The organism is Clostridium perfringens ATCC 13124 (assembly GCF_000013285.1).
Classification (GTDB): domain Bacteria; phylum Bacillota; class Clostridia; order Clostridiales; family Clostridiaceae; genus Sarcina; species Sarcina perfringens.
Genome location: NC_008261.1, coordinates 2,971,704 through 2,988,382 on the forward strand (window position 1 = coordinate 2,971,704; position 16,679 = coordinate 2,988,382).

Consider the following 16,679-nt stretch of genomic DNA (forward strand, 5'->3'; position numbering starts at 1 on the left):
TTACCTTATTAAGCTCTTTCTTTAACAACAAGTGTTATGTTACTTGTTCTCTTGTTTATTCTGAATGCTTTACCATGATCCATTGGTCTGAATCTTTTTAATGTTGGTCCGTGACCTACATGTGCTTCTGCAACGAATAATCTGTTAGCATCTAATTCGTGATTGTTCTCCGCATTAGCTACCGCTGATTTTAAAACTTTGCTTATAACCTCAGCAGCATCTCTTGGAGTATATTTTAAAATTGCGAAAGCTTCGTTTACGTTCTTTCCTCTTATTAAATCAAGAACAACTCCTACTTTAGTTGGAGACATTCTTACATATTTAGCTATAGCTTTAGCTTCCATCTAAAGATCCTCCTTTCCCGGATACTATTATTTTCTCTTTGATGTTTTTTCGTTTTTAATATGACCTTTGAAAGTTCTTGTTAAAACGAATTCTCCTAATTTATGTCCAACCATATCTTCTGTAACATAAACTGGGATATGTTTTCTTCCATCATGAACAGCTATTGTATGGCCTATCATTTGTGGGAATATAGTTGAGCTTCTTGACCAAGTTTTGATAACTTTCTTATCTCCATTTTGGTTCATTTCTTCTATTTTCTTTAAAAGACCTGCATGCACGAAAGGTCCTTTCTTAATTGATCTACTCACTAGAATTTCCTCCCTTCATAAACTTAATTATGCCGCCAAACTGTGAAGAGAATATTTAATTCTCTCCAAACTATTTAGCGTTTCTTCTCTTAATGATGAATCTATCTGAGTATTTTTTGTTCTTTCTAGTTTTGTATCCAAGTGCTGGTTTACCCCATGGAGTAACTGGACTTGGTCTACCGATAGGAGATCTACCTTCTCCACCACCGTGAGGGTGATCGCAAGGGTTCATTACAGAACCTCTAACTGTTGGTCTCCATCCCATGTGTCTCTTTCTACCAGCTTTACCGATATTTACGATCTCATGAGTTGTGTTTGATACTGTTCCAACAGTAGCTTTACATTCGATTCTTACGTATCTCATTTCACCTGATGGTAATCTTAATGTAGCATAGTTTCCTTCTTTAGCCATTAACTGAGCTGAAGTACCTGCTGATCTTACCATTTGGCCACCTTTTCCAGCTTGTAACTCTATGTTATGAACAAAAGTACCTACTGGCATGTGTTTTAATTGAAGAGCGTTACCTGGCTTGATATCAGCCTCTGGTCCTGATACTACTGTATCTCCTACTTTTAAACCTACAGGAGCAAGTATGTATCTCTTCTCTCCATCAGCATAAACAACAAGTGCTATGTAAGCTGATCTGTTTGGATCGTACTCTACTGTAGCAACTTTTGCTGGGATTCCATCCTTATTTCTTTTGAAATCTATTATTCTATATTTTCTCTTAGCTCCACCACCATGGTGTCTAACAGTTATTTTACCTTGTGCGTTTCTACCACCAGTTTTCTTTAAAGAAACAAGAAGTGACTTCTCTGGTGCATTTGTAGTAACTTCTTCAAATGTTGGCATAGTCATTTGTCTTCTTGATGGTGTAGTTGGGTTAAACTTTTTAAGTGCCATTATTGTCCCTCCTTCTTATAGCTTATCTGGCCTTCAACCAATACCTGCTTTTTATTATTGCATTCCTTCGAAGAATTCGATGCTGCTACCTTCTGCTAAAGTTATAACAGCTTTTTTGAAGTCAGCTCTTTTTCCGATGTGAACTCCAACTCTCTTAGTTTTTCCTTCGAATCTCATAGTCTTAACGTCAGCAACTTTTACGTTGAAAACTTCTTCTACAGCTCTCTTTATTTGTACTTTGTTAGCTGCCATATGAACTATGAAGGTGTATTTATTTTCAGCCATAGCTGCCATACTCTTTTCAGTTATAACTGGTTTTCTGATTATATCATGGCTTGTTAACTTCATTATGCGTACACCTCCTCAATTTTGTTTACAGCTTCTTTAGTTATCATTAATGTTTTGCAGTTTAATAAATCATAAACATTGATGTTGTTAACAGGCATAACTGTTACACCTTCTATGTTTCTTGCTGATTTATATACATTTTCATTAACTTCAGCTGTTATTATTAATGTCTTCTTAGCTTCGAAAGCATTTAACATTTTAACTGCTTCCTTAGTTTTTGGAGCTTCGAAAGTTAAGTCTTCTAAAACAACCATATCTGCAACTTTGCTAGTTAAAGCAGAAGTCATAGCTACTTTTCTCATGCTCTTTGGTATTGACATTCTGTAATCTCTTGGTTTTGGTGCAAATACAACTCCACCTTTGATCCATTGAGGCGCTCTGATAGAACCTTGTCTTGCTCTACCTGTTCCTTTTTGTCTCCAAGGCTTGATTCCGCCTCCTCTTACCTCAGATCTTGTTTTAGCTGATTGAGTACCTTGTCTCTTGTTAGCTAATTGAGCTACTACTACTTGGTGTAAAGCATATTTGTTTACTTCTACTCCGAATACTTGCTCATTTAATTGGATATCTCCAACTTGTTGTCCTTCTTTATTAAATAAACCTACTTTAGGCATTACGCTTCCTCCTTTCTACAGAAATTAAGCCTTAACGCTGTTTCTTATAACTACTGTGCCTTTATTTGGACCTGGGATTCCACCCTTGATTAAGATGATGTTCTTTTCAGGCATTATCTTAACAACTTCTAAGTTAAGAACAGTTGTGTTCTTAGCTCCCATATGTCCAGGCATTCTTTTGTTCTTGAAAGTTCTTGATGGGTCTGAAGCAGCTCCCATTGAACCTGGTGCTCTGTGGAATTTAGAACCGTGAGACATTGGTCCTCTACTAGCATTCCATCTTTTGATTGTACCTTGGAATCCCTTACCTTTAGAAACTCCTGATACGTCTACTTTGTCTCCAATTTCAAATGTGTCAACCTTTATTTCGTCTCCAACATTGTAATTAGCAACATCTTCCATTCTGAACTCTTTTAAAGTTCTTCTTAAAGAAACACCTGCTTTAGCGAAATGTCCTTTTCTTGGTTTGTTAACTAATTTTTCTCTTAATTCACCGAATCCAACTTGTATTGCGTCATATCCATCAGTTTCAACTGTTTTCTTTTGAACTACAACACATGGACCAGCTTCAACTACAGTTACAGGGATTACTCTACCATTCTCATCGAATATTTGAGTCATTCCAACTTTTTTACCTATTATAGCTTTTTTCATGTGGTTACACCTCCTAAACATATTAGCGGATTGCCTCTGCAATCATAACAGTTCAATCTCTTAATTCAATCTAAATAAACTATTAAAGTTTTATTTCGATATCAACACCTGCTGGTAAGTTTAATCTCATTAATGCATCAACAGTTTTTGGTGATGGATTAACGATGTCTATTAATCTCTTATGAGTTCTTACTTCGAACTGCTCTCTTGAGTCTTTGTACTTATGTACAGCTCTTAAGATTGTTATAACGTCTTTTTCAGTTGGTAGTGGAACTGGTCCAACAACCTTTGCTCCTGTAGACTTAGCAGTTTCAACAATTTTCTCAGCTGATTGATCTAATATTGTATGATCAAATGCTTTTAATCTTATTCTTATTTTTTGTTTTGACATTTGGTTTCCCTCCTTTTCATGTACGCTTTACTTCTAACGCACAACAGTAAGCATTGTGTAAACTGTCCCTGGTGTTTCACACTTTAGACATGCACACGTAACCCCTGTCGTCGGATTCTAGATCCTAACATGCTCATCAAGAATTACCCGGAAGTCCGGCAACCTCTTGATTCATCGCTGTTCGCTTTACAACTTCTTCATTATACTATGTATATTATGTTTTTTCAAGTATTTTTTTAGAAGTTTTAACATATACATTTATGTACTATCTTTACCCCAAAACCGTTCAAAAAAATAAAGCACTAATATTAATAATATACTATTTTTTTAATTTTTCAACAAGAATTTTATTCCTAAAAAAATTTTATATTATTATTCTTACCAAAAATATTTTTCCTAAATTATATTATATTTATTTTTTCTATAAAATCAACAAAAAAATAAAAGAGAGGATAATATATCCACTCTTTTATATTAAAGGCCTATTTAATGAACACTCTTTTAAATTAAAAACTATTGCGCGTTAATTTTAGATTTTAAAGAGTCTTCTAATATATACGTCTATATATTAGAAACTTTTCTTAGTTAACTCTCAGCTTATAAACTTTTGCGCTAAGTATATAAGTGAGTTTTAACTAAGCATAAATTCCCGTTGTTCATCGGTACTAATAAAAAATTTATTTAAAAAGTTAAAATTACTCGATTATTGAAGTAACAACTCCTGAACCTACAGTTCTTCCACCTTCTCTGATAGCGAATCTTAATCCTTCATCCATAGCGATTTCTGTGATTAATTCAACTTCCATGTCGATGTGGTCTCCAGGCATAACCATTTCCATTCCTTCTGGTAATTTGATTGATCCTGTAACGTCTGTTGTTCTGAAGTAGAATTGTGGTCTGTATCCATCGAAGAATGGAGTATGTCTTCCACCTTCTTCTTTTTTAAGTACGTATACTTGACCTACGAATTTTTTGTGTGGGTTGATTGTTCCAACTTGTGCTAAAACTTGACCTCTTTCGATGTCAGTTCTTTGGATACCTCTTAATAATGCTCCGATGTTATCTCCAGCTTGTGCTTCATCTAATAACTTTCTGAACATTTCGATTCCTGTTACAACAGTTTTTCTTCTTTCTTCAGTTAATCCGATTACTTCTACTTCGTCTCCTACATGTAGAACTCCTCTTTCAACTCTTCCTGTTGCAACTGTTCCTCTACCAGTGATTGTGAATACGTCCTCTACTGGCATTAAGAATGGCTTATCTGTTGCTCTTTCTGGTGTTGGGATGTAGCTATCTACAGCATCCATTAACTCTCTGATACAAGCTGTTGCAGCTTCGTCAGTTGGGTTTTCTAATGCTACTAAAGCTGATCCTTTGATTACTGGAATGTCGTCTCCTGGGAAGTTGTACTCGCTTAATAACTCTCTAACTTCCATTTCAACTAATTCTAATAATTCTTCGTCGTCAACCATATCTGCTTTGTTTAAGAATACTACGATGTGGTCAACTCCAACTCTTGATGATAATAAGATGTGCTCTCTTGTTTGAGGCATTGGACCATCAGCTGCTGAACAAACTAATATAGCTCCGTCCATTTGAGCTGCTCCAGTGATCATGTTTTTAACGTAGTCAGCATGTCCTGGACAGTCAACGTGAGCGTAGTGTCTGTTAGCTGTTTCGTACTCAACGTGTGCTGTGTTGATTGTGATTCCTCTTTCTTTTTCTTCTGGAGCTTTATCTATTTCATCATATTTGAATGCTTCTGCCCCACCAGCTTGTGCTAAAACTGTTGTTATAGCTGCTGTTAAAGTTGTTTTACCGTGGTCTACGTGACCGATTGTTCCAATGTTAACGTGTGGTTTGCTTCTTTCAAATTTTGCTTTTGACATTGCAAATTCCTCCTTTAATTTAAAAATATTATATACATTTATATATTAAAGAAGCTTTAAAAGCTTCTTTAATTATTTATTTTTTTTACCTGCAACTTCTTCTTGGATGCTCTTAGGAACGTCATCATAGTGATCGAATTCCATTGCATAAGTTCCTCTACCTTGAGTTCTTGATCTTAATGCAGTTGCGTATCCAAACATTTCTGATAGTGGGATGAATGCTCTTATGATTTGTGCACCATTTCTTGAGTCCATTCCTTCCATTCTACCTCTTCTTGAGTTAACATCTCCTATAACGTCTCCCATGTACTCTTCTGGTACAGTGATTTCAACTTTCATTATAGGCTCAAGTAATACAGCATCAGCTTTAGCCATAGCGTTTTTGAATGCCATAGATCCAGCTATTTTGAATGCCATTTCAGATGAATCGACATCATGGTATGATCCGTCGAATAATCTTATTTTGAAGTTTATAACTGGGTATCCAGCTATTATACCACTTTCTGCAGCTTCTCTGATTCCGTTATCTACTGCTGGAATGTATTCTCTTGGAATAGCTCCTCCAACGATAGCATTTTCGAATTCATATTCGCCTTCAGTTGGTATCATTTCTATCTTACAGTGACCGTATTGTCCTCTACCACCAGATTGTCTAGCAAATTTAGCTTCTGCTTCAACAGCCTTTTTGATAGTTTCTTTGTAAGCAACTTGAGGAGCACCTACGTTACACTCAACTTTGAATTCTCTTTGTAATCTATCAACGATGATATCTAAGTGAAGCTCACCCATACCAGCTATGATAGTTTGACCTGTTTCTTGATCAGTCCAAGTTTTGAAAGTTGGATCCTCTTCAGCAAGCTTTGATAAAGCTATACCCATTTTTTCTTGACCAGCTTTTGTCTTTGGCTCGATAGCTATAGATATAACTGGCTCTGGGAATTCCATCTTTTCAAGTATTATTGGAGCTGCTTCCGTACATAAAGTATCTCCAGTAGTTGTATTCTTAAGACCTATTACAGCTCCTAATTCAGCTGCTTCTAATGATTCAACTTCCTCTCTTGAGTTAGCGTGCATCTTAACAAGTCTTCCTATTCTTTCTTTTTTACCCTTAGTTGAGTTTAATACGTATGAACCGCTCTCTAAAACTCCTGAGTAAACTCTTGTGAATGCTAATCTTCCAACGAATGGGTCAGTAGCTATTTTGAATGCTAAAGCTGACATTGGAGCGTCATCTGAAGCTTCTCTAACTTCTTCTTCACCGTCTAAGTTAGTACCTTTAACAGCAGGTATGTCTAATGGTGATGGTAAGTAATCAACAACACCATCGATCATTTGTTGAACACCTTTGTTTTTGTATGATGATCCACAGATAACTGGGATTATTTCATTGTTGATAGTAGCTTTTCTTAAAGCAACTTTTAATTCTTCAAGAGTTAATTCTTCACCTTCTAAGTATTTCATCATTAACTCTTCATCAGTTTCAGCTATAGCTTCAATCATAGCAGCTCTGTACTCTTCTGCTTTATCAGCTAAATCAGCTGGAACATCACTTACTTCTATATCTTTTCCTAAGTCATCTTTGAAGATTATTGCTTGGTTAGTTAATAAATCAACCATTCCTTGGAATTGATCTTCTTGACCTATTGGAATTTGAATTGCAACAGCATTAGCTTGTAATCTTTCTCTAACTGTGTTTATACAGTTGTAGTAGTCTGCTCCTGTAGCATCCATTTTGTTTACGTATATCATTCTTGGAACGCCGTACTTGTCTGCCTGTCTCCAAACAGTTTCAGTTTGTGGTTCAACTCCACTCTTAGCATCAAGAACAGTAACAGCTCCATCAAGAACTCTTAATGATCTTTCAACCTCAACTGTGAAGTCTACGTGTCCTGGAGTATCGATTATGTTTAATTCATAACCTTTCCAGAAACAAGTTGTAGCAGCAGAAGTTATTGTTATACCTCTTTCTTGCTCTTGAGCCATCCAGTCCATAGTTGAAGCTCCATCATGAGTTTCCCCTATTTTGTGGTTTCTTCCTGTATAGAAAAGAATACGCTCAGTAGTAGTTGTTTTACCAGCATCTATATGTGCCATTATTCCGAAGTTACGGAATTTTTCTAACGGATATTGTCTAGCCATTGTGACTCCTCCTCTCAACGTATAGTGTTTTTAAATTCAACAAAACTGTTTTGGCTTTTAGCCAAAACAGTTTCATTTTATTAATATCTGTAATGAGCAAATGCTTTATTAGCTTCAGCCATTTTGTGAGTATCTTCTCTCTTCTTAACAGCTGCTCCAGTATTGTTAGCTGCATCCATTAATTCTCCAGCTAATCTTTCTCTCATGTACTTCTCGCCTCTTTTTCTTGAAGCTGCAAGAAGCCATCTTAATCCTAAAGTCTGTCTTCTTTCAGGTCTTACTTCTATTGGAACTTGGTAGTTAGCACCACCTATTCTTCTAGCTTTAACCTCTAATAAAGGCATTATGTTGTTCATTGCTTCCTCAAAAACTTCCATAGCATCTCTGCCAGTTTTCTCATTGATTATTTGGAAAGCATCGTAGCATATTTTTTGTGCTACTCCTTTTTTACCATCTTCCATTACGTTATTTATTAACTTAGTAACAACTTTTGAATTGTACACTGGATCTGGTAATACATCTCTTTTTGCAATATGTCCTTTTCTTGGCACTTTTCTTCCCTCCTTAACAATTTTTGTTTAAGTTCATCGGTACTCGACACAACTTAATCGATTGTCGTAAAGTGCTTGCTTCATAATCTATATTTAAACTTCGAACAGTTATTTATCTAAACTTGAAGACATAGCACTTAAACTAAGTTTAAGCAACAATTATTTCTTTTGCTTTGGTTTCTTAGCACCGTACTTTGATCTTCCTTGCATTCTGTTAGCTACTCCAGCTGAGTCTAAAGCTCCTCTTACTATGTGGTATCTAACACCAGGAAGGTCTTTAACTCTTCCACCTCTTATAAGAACAACACTATGCTCTTGTAAGTTGTGGCCTACACCAGGAATGTAAGCTGTTACTTCGTATCCATTAGTTAATCTTACTCTGGCGATTTTTCTTAACGCTGAGTTAGGTTTCTTAGGAGTAGTTGTTTTAACTACAGTACAAACTCCTCTTTTTTGTGGACACTCTTTAAGAGCTGGTGCAGTTGATTTTGATGCTACTGTTTTTCTGCCTTTTCTTACTAATTGGCTTATAGTTGGCATACTTTCACCTCCTGATAAATTATTTAACTATCTATATAAATTTTAGATGTTAACACTCTAATCTAAGATTAATGCTACAGCTGATTTTACATCTATGCCACACATTTCCCCTAGAATTTTCATGTTTTTAACATGTTTTATTTCAATTCCACATTTTTCCGCTAATTCTACCAATGGAGTGACCATTTTATCGTTAGCATTTTTTGCAACATACAAAATTTTTCCTTCACCGTTTTTCATAGCTTTTGTGGACTGTTTTATGCCAATAACTTTTTTTCCTAAAAGTCTGTCTACCATAAGATTACCTCCATTGTAAATAATCATGTAGACAAGTTAATCCCTTAGTACTTTGCTAATCACACAAACTGTATTTTATCATCTAAGAATACTACTGTCAACAAAATTAATCTTATTCTTCAATCTCAATTATTGTTTCAGTCTCTTGATTACTGTTTTCAGTATTTAATTTTAATGATCTATACTTCATCATACCTGTACCTGCTGGAATTAACTTACCAATTATAACATTTTCTTTTAATCCAACAAGAGGATCAATTTTTCCTTTGATTGCTGCATCAGTAAGAACTCTTGTTGTTTCTTGGAATGATGCTGCTGATAAGAAACTATCTGTAGCAAGAGCTGCTTTAGTAATACCAAGAAGAACTATATCTCCTTGAGCTTTTTCTCCTCCAAAGCTTTCAACTCTTTCATTTTCAGCTCTGAAATCGAACATATCAATCATTACACCTGGTAATAAATTAGTATCACCTTGCTCTGTTACTTTTATCTTTCTAGTCATTTGTCTAACTACAACTTCTAAGTGCTTATCGTTGATATCAACCCCTTGAAGTCTGTAAACTTTTTGAACTTCTGAAAGTAAGTATTCTCTTGCACCATCAACACCCTTAATGCTCATGATATCATGTGGGTTAACTGAACCTTCTGTTATTTCATCTCCAGCTCCAATAGCTATACCATCTTTAACTTTTAATCTTGATCCAAATGGTATGTCATAGCTATATTCTTCTCCTGAATCAGTAACAACATAAACAGTTCTCTTCTTCTTAGTTTCTTCTATTCTTACAGTACCTGCAACTTCACTTACAATTGCTAATCCTTTTGGTTTTCTTGCTTCGAATAACTCTTCAACCCTTGGAAGACCTTGAGTTATATCTGCTCCAGCAACTCCACCTGTATGGAATGTTCTCATTGTAAGCTGTGTTCCTGGTTCTCCGATTGACTGAGCAGCTACGATACCAACAGCTTCACCAATATTAATTTTATATGATGTTGCCATGTTCATACCATAACACTTAGTACATACTCCAACCTTAGAATCACATGTAAATACTGATCTTATTTTTACTTTTTGAATTCCAGTGTCAGCTATTTTTTCAGCTAAAATTGGATCCATGTAAGTATCTTTTGCAGCTAAAAGCTCTCCAGTTTCTGGATGGAAAACATCTTCTGCAGTATATCTTCCTGTTAATCTTTCAGCTAATTGTTCAACTACTTCTGAACCTTCTTTTATTTCTTCAACGTAAATACCATTTTGAGTTCCACAGTCGTGTTCTCTTACTATAACATCTTGGCTTACGTCAACAAGTCTTCTTGTTAAGTAACCTGAGTCAGCAGTCTTAAGTGCTGTATCGGCGTTACCTTTTCTAGCTCCGTGAGTAGATATGAAGTACTCTAATACGTCAAGACCTTCTCTAAATGATGCTCTGATTGGTAACTCGATGATTTTACCTGATGGACTCGCCATAAGTCCTCTCATACCAGCTAACTGTTTGATCTGTGACTTAGATCCTCTGGCTCCTGAGTCTGCCATCATGAATATTGGGTTAAATTTATCCAAACTATTCATTAATGTATCCGCAACTTCCTCAGTAGTCTCAGTCCATTTTTCTATAACTCTTTCATATCTTTCATCTTCAGATATAAGACCTCTTCTATACATTTTTTCGATCTTATCTACAGTTTCATCAGCTTCTTTTAATAGTTCATATTTCTTTTGAGGAACTATCATATCTGAAGCAGCAACTGTAACAGCTCCAATTGATGAATAATGATATCCTGTTGCTTTTATGTTATCAAGCATTATTGAAGTCTTAGTTGGACCATGCTTTAAGTAACATTTATCTATTATTTTTCCTAATGACTTTTTAGTTATTAAGAAATCTATTTCTAAATTGAACATTTCTTCAGGATTTTCTCTATTTACAAAACCTAAGTCTTGAGGTATACATTCATTGAATATTATAAATCCTGGAGTTGTTTTGATTATTCCTGACTTAAGCTCTCCGTCTATTTCTTTAGTAACTTTAACGTTAATCTTAGCATGAATATCAACTTCTTTTAATTGGTAAGCCATTATTACTTCATCAAATGATGCGAAGTATTTTCCTTCACCTTTAGCTCCGTCTTTATCCATTGTTAAGTAATATGAACCAAGAACCATATCCTGAGTAGGTACACAAACTGGTCTACCATCAGAAGGTTTCATTATATTACCTGCTGCAAGCATTAAGAATCTAGCTTCTGCTTGAGCTTCAACTGATAAAGGTACGTGAACAGCCATTTGGTCTCCATCGAAGTCAGCGTTGTATGCTGTACATACAAGTGGATGAAGTTTTATAGCTCTACCTTCAACTAATACTGGTTGGAATGCTTGAATACCTAGTCTATGTAGAGTAGGTGCTCTGTTTAGTAATACTGGATGGTCTGCTATAACTTCTTCAAGTACATCCCATACTTGTGGCATTACTCTTTCAACCATTCTCTTAGCACTCTTTATGTTATGAGCAACTCCGTCTTCAACTAATTTCTTCATAACGAAAGGCTTGAATAATTCTAAAGCCATTTCTTTTGGAAGACCACATTGATACATTTTTAATTCAGGACCAACAACGATAACTGATCTTCCTGAATAGTCAACCCTCTTACCAAGAAGGTTTTGTCTGAATCTTCCTTGCTTACCTTTAAGCATATCTGATAATGATTTAAGAGGTCTGTTTCCAGGACCAGTTACAGGTCTTCCTCTTCTACCGTTATCTATTAAAGCATCTACAGCCTCTTGAAGCATTCTCTTTTCGTTTCTAACTATTATGTCAGGAGCGCCAAGGTCTAATAACTTCTTAAGTCTGTTATTTCTATTTATAACTCTTCTGTATAAATCATTTAAATCTGAAGTAGCAAATCTACCTCCATCTAATTGAACCATAGGTCTTAAATCAGGTGGTATAACTGGTATTACATCTACTACCATCCATTCAGGTTTATTTCCTGATGATTTGAATGATTCTACAACTTCTAATCTTCTTATTATTCTAACTTTCTTTTGACCTGTGCTTTGCTTTAATTCTTCTTTAAGTTCAGCAGCAGTTCTTTCTAAGTCTATTTCTGATAATAAAGTTTTTATAGCTTCTGCACCCATTCCAGCTACAAAGCTCTCTTCACCATATTTGTCACACGCTTCTCTATATTCTTTCTCATTAAGAAGTTGTTTCTTTAATAATGAAGTTTCTTTTGGATCTATAACTATATATGATGCAAAATATAGAACTTTTTCTAAAGCTCTTGGTGACATATCAAGGATTAATCCCATTCTTGAAGGTATTCCTTTGAAATACCATATATGAGATACTGGCGCAGCTAATTCAATGTGAGCCATTCTCTCTCTTCTAACTTTAGATTTAGTTACTTCAACACCACATCTGTCACATACAATACCTTTATATCTAACTCTTTTGTATTTTCCACAGTGACATTCCCAGTCTTTTATAGGTCCGAATATTCTTTCACAGAATAATCCGTCTCTCTCAGGTTTTAACGTTCTATAGTTAATAGTTTCAGGTTTCTTTACTTCTCCTCTAGACCACTCTCTAATTTGTTCTGGAGATGCTAACCCGATTTGTAAAGCATCAAAATTATTTAATTCGAACAAGGGTGTGTCCTCCCTTCATAGTTTAATGTGAATTTTTAAGTATCCCCTTACTCTCATGAGCAAGGGAACACTTTATATCCTAGTTAAAATCATCTTCTATGTCTAAATCACTTGTGAAGTCTAATAAGTCTATGTTTTCATAGTCTATTTCTTCATCAATTTCTTCTGCTGGGATGTATGCTTCCCCTTTTTCCTCTTTAGCTTCTTCTGTTGTTGAATCTTCAGTACCTTCCATGTTAACTTCTAATACTTCGATTTCATCATCATCTTCAGCTAATTCTTTGAATTTAACTTCTTGGTTATTATCATTTAAAACTTTAACGTCTAAGCATAAAGCTTGAAGTTCTTTAATAAGAACCTTAAATGATTCTGGCACTCCTGGTTCAGGAATGTTTTCACCTTTAACAATAGCTTCGTAAGTTTTAACTCTACCTACAACATCATCTGACTTAACAGTAAGTATTTCTTGAAGAGTATGAGCAGCACCGTATGCTTCTAATGCCCAAACCTCCATCTCTCCGAATCTTTGTCCTCCGAATTGTGCCTTACCACCAAGTGGCTGTTGAGTTACTAATGAGTAAGGTCCTGTTGATCTAGCATGGATCTTATCATCAACTAAGTGAGCAAGTTTTAAGATGTACATTATACCAACTGTTACTTCGTTATCAAACTCTTCACCAGTTCTACCATCTCTTAAAACTGTTTTTCCGTTTCTATTGTATCCTGCTTTTTCTAAGCAATCTTCTATATCAGTTTCTGTAGCACCATCAAATACTGGTGTAGCAATGTGCCATCCTAATGCACTTGCAGCCCATCCTAAGTGAACCTCTAATACCTGACCGATGTTCATACGAGATGGAACCCCTAGTGGGTTTAAACATATTTGAAGTGGTCTACCATCTGGTAAGAATGGCATATCTTCTTCTGGTAATACTCTTGAGATAACCCCTTTGTTACCGTGACGACCAGCCATCTTATCTCCAACAGATATTTTTCTCTTTTGAGCAATGTAACATCTTACAAGTTCATTAACTCCTGGTGATAAATCATCACCATTTTCTCTTGTAAATACTTTTACATCTACTATTATACCAGCTTCCCCGTGTGGAACTCTTAAAGAAGTATCTCTAACTTCTCTAGCTTTTTCACCAAAGATAGCTCTTAATAATCTTTCCTCAGCAGTAAGTTCAGTTTCTCCTTTTGGTGTTACTTTACCAACAAGAATATCTCCTGATCTTACCTCAGCACCGATTCTGATTATACCTCTTTCATCTATATCTTTTAAAGCATCCTCACTTACGTTTGGAATATCTCTAGTTATTTCTTCTGGTCCTAATTTAGTATCTCTAGCTTCGCATTCATATTCTTCTATATGGATTGATGTAAATACGTCTTCTCTAACTAACTCTTCTGAGATAAGCATAGCATCCTCGTAGTTATATCCTTCCCAAGTAATGAATCCCATTCTTATGTTTTTACCTAAAGCTATTTCTCCTAAATCAGTTGAAGGTCCATCTGCTAATACTTCACCTTTAAGTACCCAGTCACCTTTAGCCACTATTGGTCTTTGGTTTATACAAGTACCTTGGTTACTTCTCTTGAATTTAAGAAGTCTATAAGTATCAACACCACCATCTAATTCTCTCTTAACTCTTACTTCGTTAGCACTTACATAAACTACTTCACCAGCATTTTTAGCTTTAGGAAGAACCCCTGAATCTACAGCTGCTTTGTATTCTATTCCAGTACCAACTATTGGAGCATATGGTTTTAATAAAGGAACTGCTTGACGTTGCATGTTTGATCCCATTAGGGCTCTTGATGCGTCGTCGTTCTCTAAGAAAGGTATCATTGCTGTTGCAACAGATACTAGCTGTCTTGGAGAAACGTCCATTAAGTCAACATCCTTACTTGGAACTACTAATACCTCACCTTTATCTCTAACAGTTACTTTCTTATCAATAAAGCATCCATTTTCGTCTAATGGTTCATTAGCCTGAGCTACTAGGTATTGGTCTTCCTCATCTGCAGTAAAGTATCTTATTTCACCAGTTACTCTACCTTCTGCTTTATCTACAACTCTATAAGGAGTTTCAATAAAGCCATACTCATTAACTTTAGCATATGTAGCTAATGAGTTTATAAGACCTATGTTTGGTCCCTCTGGAGTCTCGATAGGACACATTCTACCATAATGAGAGTGGTGAACGTCTCTAACTTCGAAACCAGCTCTTTCTCTTGAAAGACCTCCTGGTCCAAGAGCTGATAATCTTCTCTTATGAGTTAACTCAGATAATGGGTTTGTTTGATCCATGAACTGTGATAACTGTGAGCTTCCAAAGAACTCTTTTATAGCTGCTGCTACTGGTCTTATATTGATTAATTGTTGTGGTGTTATAGCTTCTTGGTCTTGAATAGTCATTCTCTCTTTAACTACTCTTTCCATTCTTGATAAACCAATTCTAAATTGATTTTGTAAAAGCTCACCAACACTTCTTAATCTTCTGTTTCCTAAGTGGTCTATATCATCAACATATCCAATATTATAAGCTAAGCCAATTTGGTAACTTATTGTAGCGAATATATCATCTTTGATGATGTGCTTAGGAATAAGTCTTGTCATATTCTTTTTGATTTCTTCTTTTATAGTTTCTTCATCAGAATAGTTATCTAAGATCTCTCTTAATGTTGGGTAGTGAACTAATTCTCTGATATTTAAATCTGATATATCGAAGTCCACACACTTATGTATATCTACAAAGTGGTTACCAATAATTCTAATTACTCTGTCTTCAACTAAAACATCAACTGAATTTATTCCTCTATTTTGGATTTCTTCAGCATTAGCTCTTGATATTTTTTCACCTTTTGCAACTAAAACTTCACCAGTTAATTTATCTACTATATCTTCTGCTGCTATTTGGTTAGCTATTCTTAAACCAATTGCAAGTTTTTTGTTAAACTTGTATCTACCAACTCTTGATAAGTCGTATCTCTTAGCATCGAAGAATAAAGAATCTATTAAACTAATTGCACTATCAACTGTAGGTGGTTCACCTGGTCTTAATCTCTTATAGATTTCTAATAATGCTTCTTCTTTAGTCTTAGTATTATCTTTTTCTATTGTAGCTTTGAATCTTTCTTCTTCACCAAAATACTCAAGAAGTTCTTGATCGCTTCCAAAACCCATAGCTCTTCCTAGTATACTTATAGGAAGTTTTCTTGTTTTATCTATTCTTACATAGATAACATCATTTGAATCTGTTTCATACTCTAACCATGCACCTCTGTTAGGTATTACTGTTGCAGAGAACAGTTTTTTACCAGTTTTATCTACATTATAATTGTAGTAAACACCTGGTGATCTTACTAACTGAGAAACAATAACTCTTTCGGCACCATTGATTATAAAAGTTCCTTGCTCTGTCATTAATGGGAAATCTCCCATAAATACCTCTTGTTCTTTTATTTCTCCAGTTTCTTTGTTTTGAAGTCTTACAGCTACTTTTAGCGGTGCAGCATAAGTAGTGTCTCTTTCTTTACACTCTTCAACTGAATATTTTATGTTATCCATATCTAGAGTGTACCCTACAAACTCAAGTACAAGATTTCCAGTAAAGTTTGAGATAGGATTAATATCATCAAAAACTTCATAAAGTCCTGCATCTAAAAACCATTTGTAAGAATCTAATTGAATTTCAATTAGGTTTGGCATTTCAGCCACGTCTTTGACTTTTGCAAAGCTCATTCTCGTTCTTTTTCCAACTTGGACAGGATGTACCATCAACTTTCACCCCTTGTATAAACTAAAATAGCCAAAAGCATACTTTCCCTAAGGACCTATGCTTTCGGATTACATACAATATCATCTTTTTAGTATACCCATTTTTTAATGTAGTATACATAAAATTCATATTCAACTTTATACTATTACACAATAGTACATTTACTTATGGTATCATAGGCAATACCCGTTGTCAATATTCTAAAAAAATTTACTTTAAATTATTTTTTACGCCCAATCTCTTGAGTTAAAAAAAAGAGGCACTA

At 35.1% G+C, this 16,679-nt stretch carries 14 protein-coding genes; all 14 read right to left on the reverse strand.

What is annotated here, in order from left to right; genetic code table 11:
• Positions 1–8: 8 nt before the first annotated feature.
• Positions 9–344 carry a 50S ribosomal protein L22 gene (gene rplV, locus CPF_RS13225; RefSeq protein WP_003454177.1) on the reverse strand — a complete coding sequence of 112 codons (336 nt, stop codon included), beginning with the start codon at positions 342–344 and terminating at the stop codon, positions 9–11.
• A gap of 27 nt (positions 345–371) precedes the next feature.
• A complete protein-coding gene (rpsS, locus tag CPF_RS13230; RefSeq protein ID WP_003454422.1) occupies positions 372–653 on the reverse strand; it encodes a 30S ribosomal protein S19 in 282 nt (93 codons plus the stop codon).
• A gap of 70 nt (positions 654–723) precedes the next feature.
• Positions 724–1,557: a 50S ribosomal protein L2 gene (gene rplB / locus CPF_RS13235; RefSeq protein ID WP_003460473.1), complete on the reverse strand. Its 834-nt coding sequence runs from the start codon at positions 1,555–1,557 to the stop codon at positions 724–726.
• 54 nt (positions 1,558–1,611) lie between these two features.
• Positions 1,612–1,905 (reverse strand): 50S ribosomal protein L23, encoded by a 294-nt coding sequence (rplW, locus tag CPF_RS13240; RefSeq protein WP_003454311.1) that lies wholly within the window; start codon positions 1,903–1,905, stop codon positions 1,612–1,614.
• Positions 1,905–2,519 carry a 50S ribosomal protein L4 gene (rplD, locus tag CPF_RS13245; RefSeq protein WP_003454270.1) on the reverse strand — a complete coding sequence of 205 codons (615 nt, stop codon included), beginning with the start codon at positions 2,517–2,519 and terminating at the stop codon, positions 1,905–1,907. Before rplD ends, rplW begins: the two co-directional genes overlap by 1 nt.
• 24 nt (positions 2,520–2,543) lie before the next feature.
• Complete coding sequence (gene rplC / locus CPF_RS13250) at positions 2,544–3,173, reverse strand: 50S ribosomal protein L3 (protein WP_003476250.1); 630 nt, start codon at positions 3,171–3,173, stop codon at positions 2,544–2,546.
• Positions 3,174–3,255: 82 nt separating this feature from the next.
• A complete protein-coding gene (rpsJ, locus tag CPF_RS13255) occupies positions 3,256–3,564 on the reverse strand; it encodes a 30S ribosomal protein S10 (protein ID WP_003479233.1) in 309 nt (102 codons plus the stop codon).
• Between the two features lie 695 nt (positions 3,565–4,259).
• Positions 4,260–5,453: an elongation factor Tu gene (gene tuf, locus CPF_RS13260; RefSeq protein WP_003452162.1), complete on the reverse strand. Its 1,194-nt coding sequence runs from the start codon at positions 5,451–5,453 to the stop codon at positions 4,260–4,262.
• Between the two features lie 72 nt (positions 5,454–5,525).
• A complete protein-coding gene (gene fusA / locus CPF_RS13265) occupies positions 5,526–7,592 on the reverse strand; it encodes an elongation factor G (protein ID WP_003460612.1) in 2,067 nt (688 codons plus the stop codon).
• A gap of 80 nt (positions 7,593–7,672) precedes the next feature.
• Positions 7,673–8,143 carry a 30S ribosomal protein S7 gene (gene rpsG / locus CPF_RS13270; RefSeq protein WP_003452182.1) on the reverse strand — a complete coding sequence of 157 codons (471 nt, stop codon included), beginning with the start codon at positions 8,141–8,143 and terminating at the stop codon, positions 7,673–7,675.
• Positions 8,144–8,302: 159 nt separating this feature from the next.
• Positions 8,303–8,683: a 30S ribosomal protein S12 gene (gene rpsL / locus CPF_RS13275; protein WP_003452165.1), complete on the reverse strand. Its 381-nt coding sequence runs from the start codon at positions 8,681–8,683 to the stop codon at positions 8,303–8,305.
• Between the two features lie 57 nt (positions 8,684–8,740).
• A complete protein-coding gene (locus CPF_RS13280) occupies positions 8,741–8,980 on the reverse strand; it encodes a ribosomal L7Ae/L30e/S12e/Gadd45 family protein (protein WP_003452175.1) in 240 nt (79 codons plus the stop codon).
• Between the two features lie 112 nt (positions 8,981–9,092).
• Entirely contained in the window at positions 9,093–12,629 is a 3,537-nt protein-coding gene (gene rpoC, locus CPF_RS13285) for a DNA-directed RNA polymerase subunit beta' (protein ID WP_003460614.1), read from the reverse strand.
• 79 nt (positions 12,630–12,708) lie between these two features.
• Complete coding sequence (gene rpoB / locus CPF_RS13290) at positions 12,709–16,413, reverse strand: DNA-directed RNA polymerase subunit beta (RefSeq protein WP_003460611.1); 3,705 nt, start codon at positions 16,411–16,413, stop codon at positions 12,709–12,711.
• Between the last annotated feature and the right edge of the window lie 266 nt (positions 16,414–16,679).

Bases quoted from the DNA above. Each gene is read 5' to 3' on its own strand.
- tuf (WP_003452162.1), bottom strand. From the start codon at position 5,453: ATGTCAAAAGCAAAATTTGAAAGAAGCAAACCACACGTTAACATTGGA.
- rpsJ (WP_003479233.1), bottom strand. From the start codon at position 3,564: ATGTCAAAACAAAAAATAAGAATAAGATTAAAAGCATTTGATCATACA.
- rplC (WP_003476250.1), bottom strand. From the start codon at position 3,173: ATGAAAAAAGCTATAATAGGTAAAAAAGTTGGAATGACTCAAATATTC.
- fusA (WP_003460612.1), bottom strand. From the start codon at position 7,592: ATGGCTAGACAATATCCGTTAGAAAAATTCCGTAACTTCGGAATAATG.
- rpoB (WP_003460611.1), bottom strand. From the start codon at position 16,413: ATGGTACATCCTGTCCAAGTTGGAAAAAGAACGAGAATGAGCTTTGCA.
- CPF_RS13280 (WP_003452175.1), bottom strand. From the start codon at position 8,980: ATGGTAGACAGACTTTTAGGAAAAAAAGTTATTGGCATAAAACAGTCC.
- rplD (WP_003454270.1), bottom strand. From the start codon at position 2,519: ATGCCTAAAGTAGGTTTATTTAATAAAGAAGGACAACAAGTTGGAGAT.
- rplW (WP_003454311.1), bottom strand. From the start codon at position 1,905: ATGAAGTTAACAAGCCATGATATAATCAGAAAACCAGTTATAACTGAA.
- rplB (WP_003460473.1), bottom strand. From the start codon at position 1,557: ATGGCACTTAAAAAGTTTAACCCAACTACACCATCAAGAAGACAAATG.
- rpsL (WP_003452165.1), bottom strand. From the start codon at position 8,683: ATGCCAACTATAAGCCAATTAGTAAGAAAAGGCAGAAAAACAGTAGCA.
- rplV (WP_003454177.1), bottom strand. From the start codon at position 344: ATGGAAGCTAAAGCTATAGCTAAATATGTAAGAATGTCTCCAACTAAA.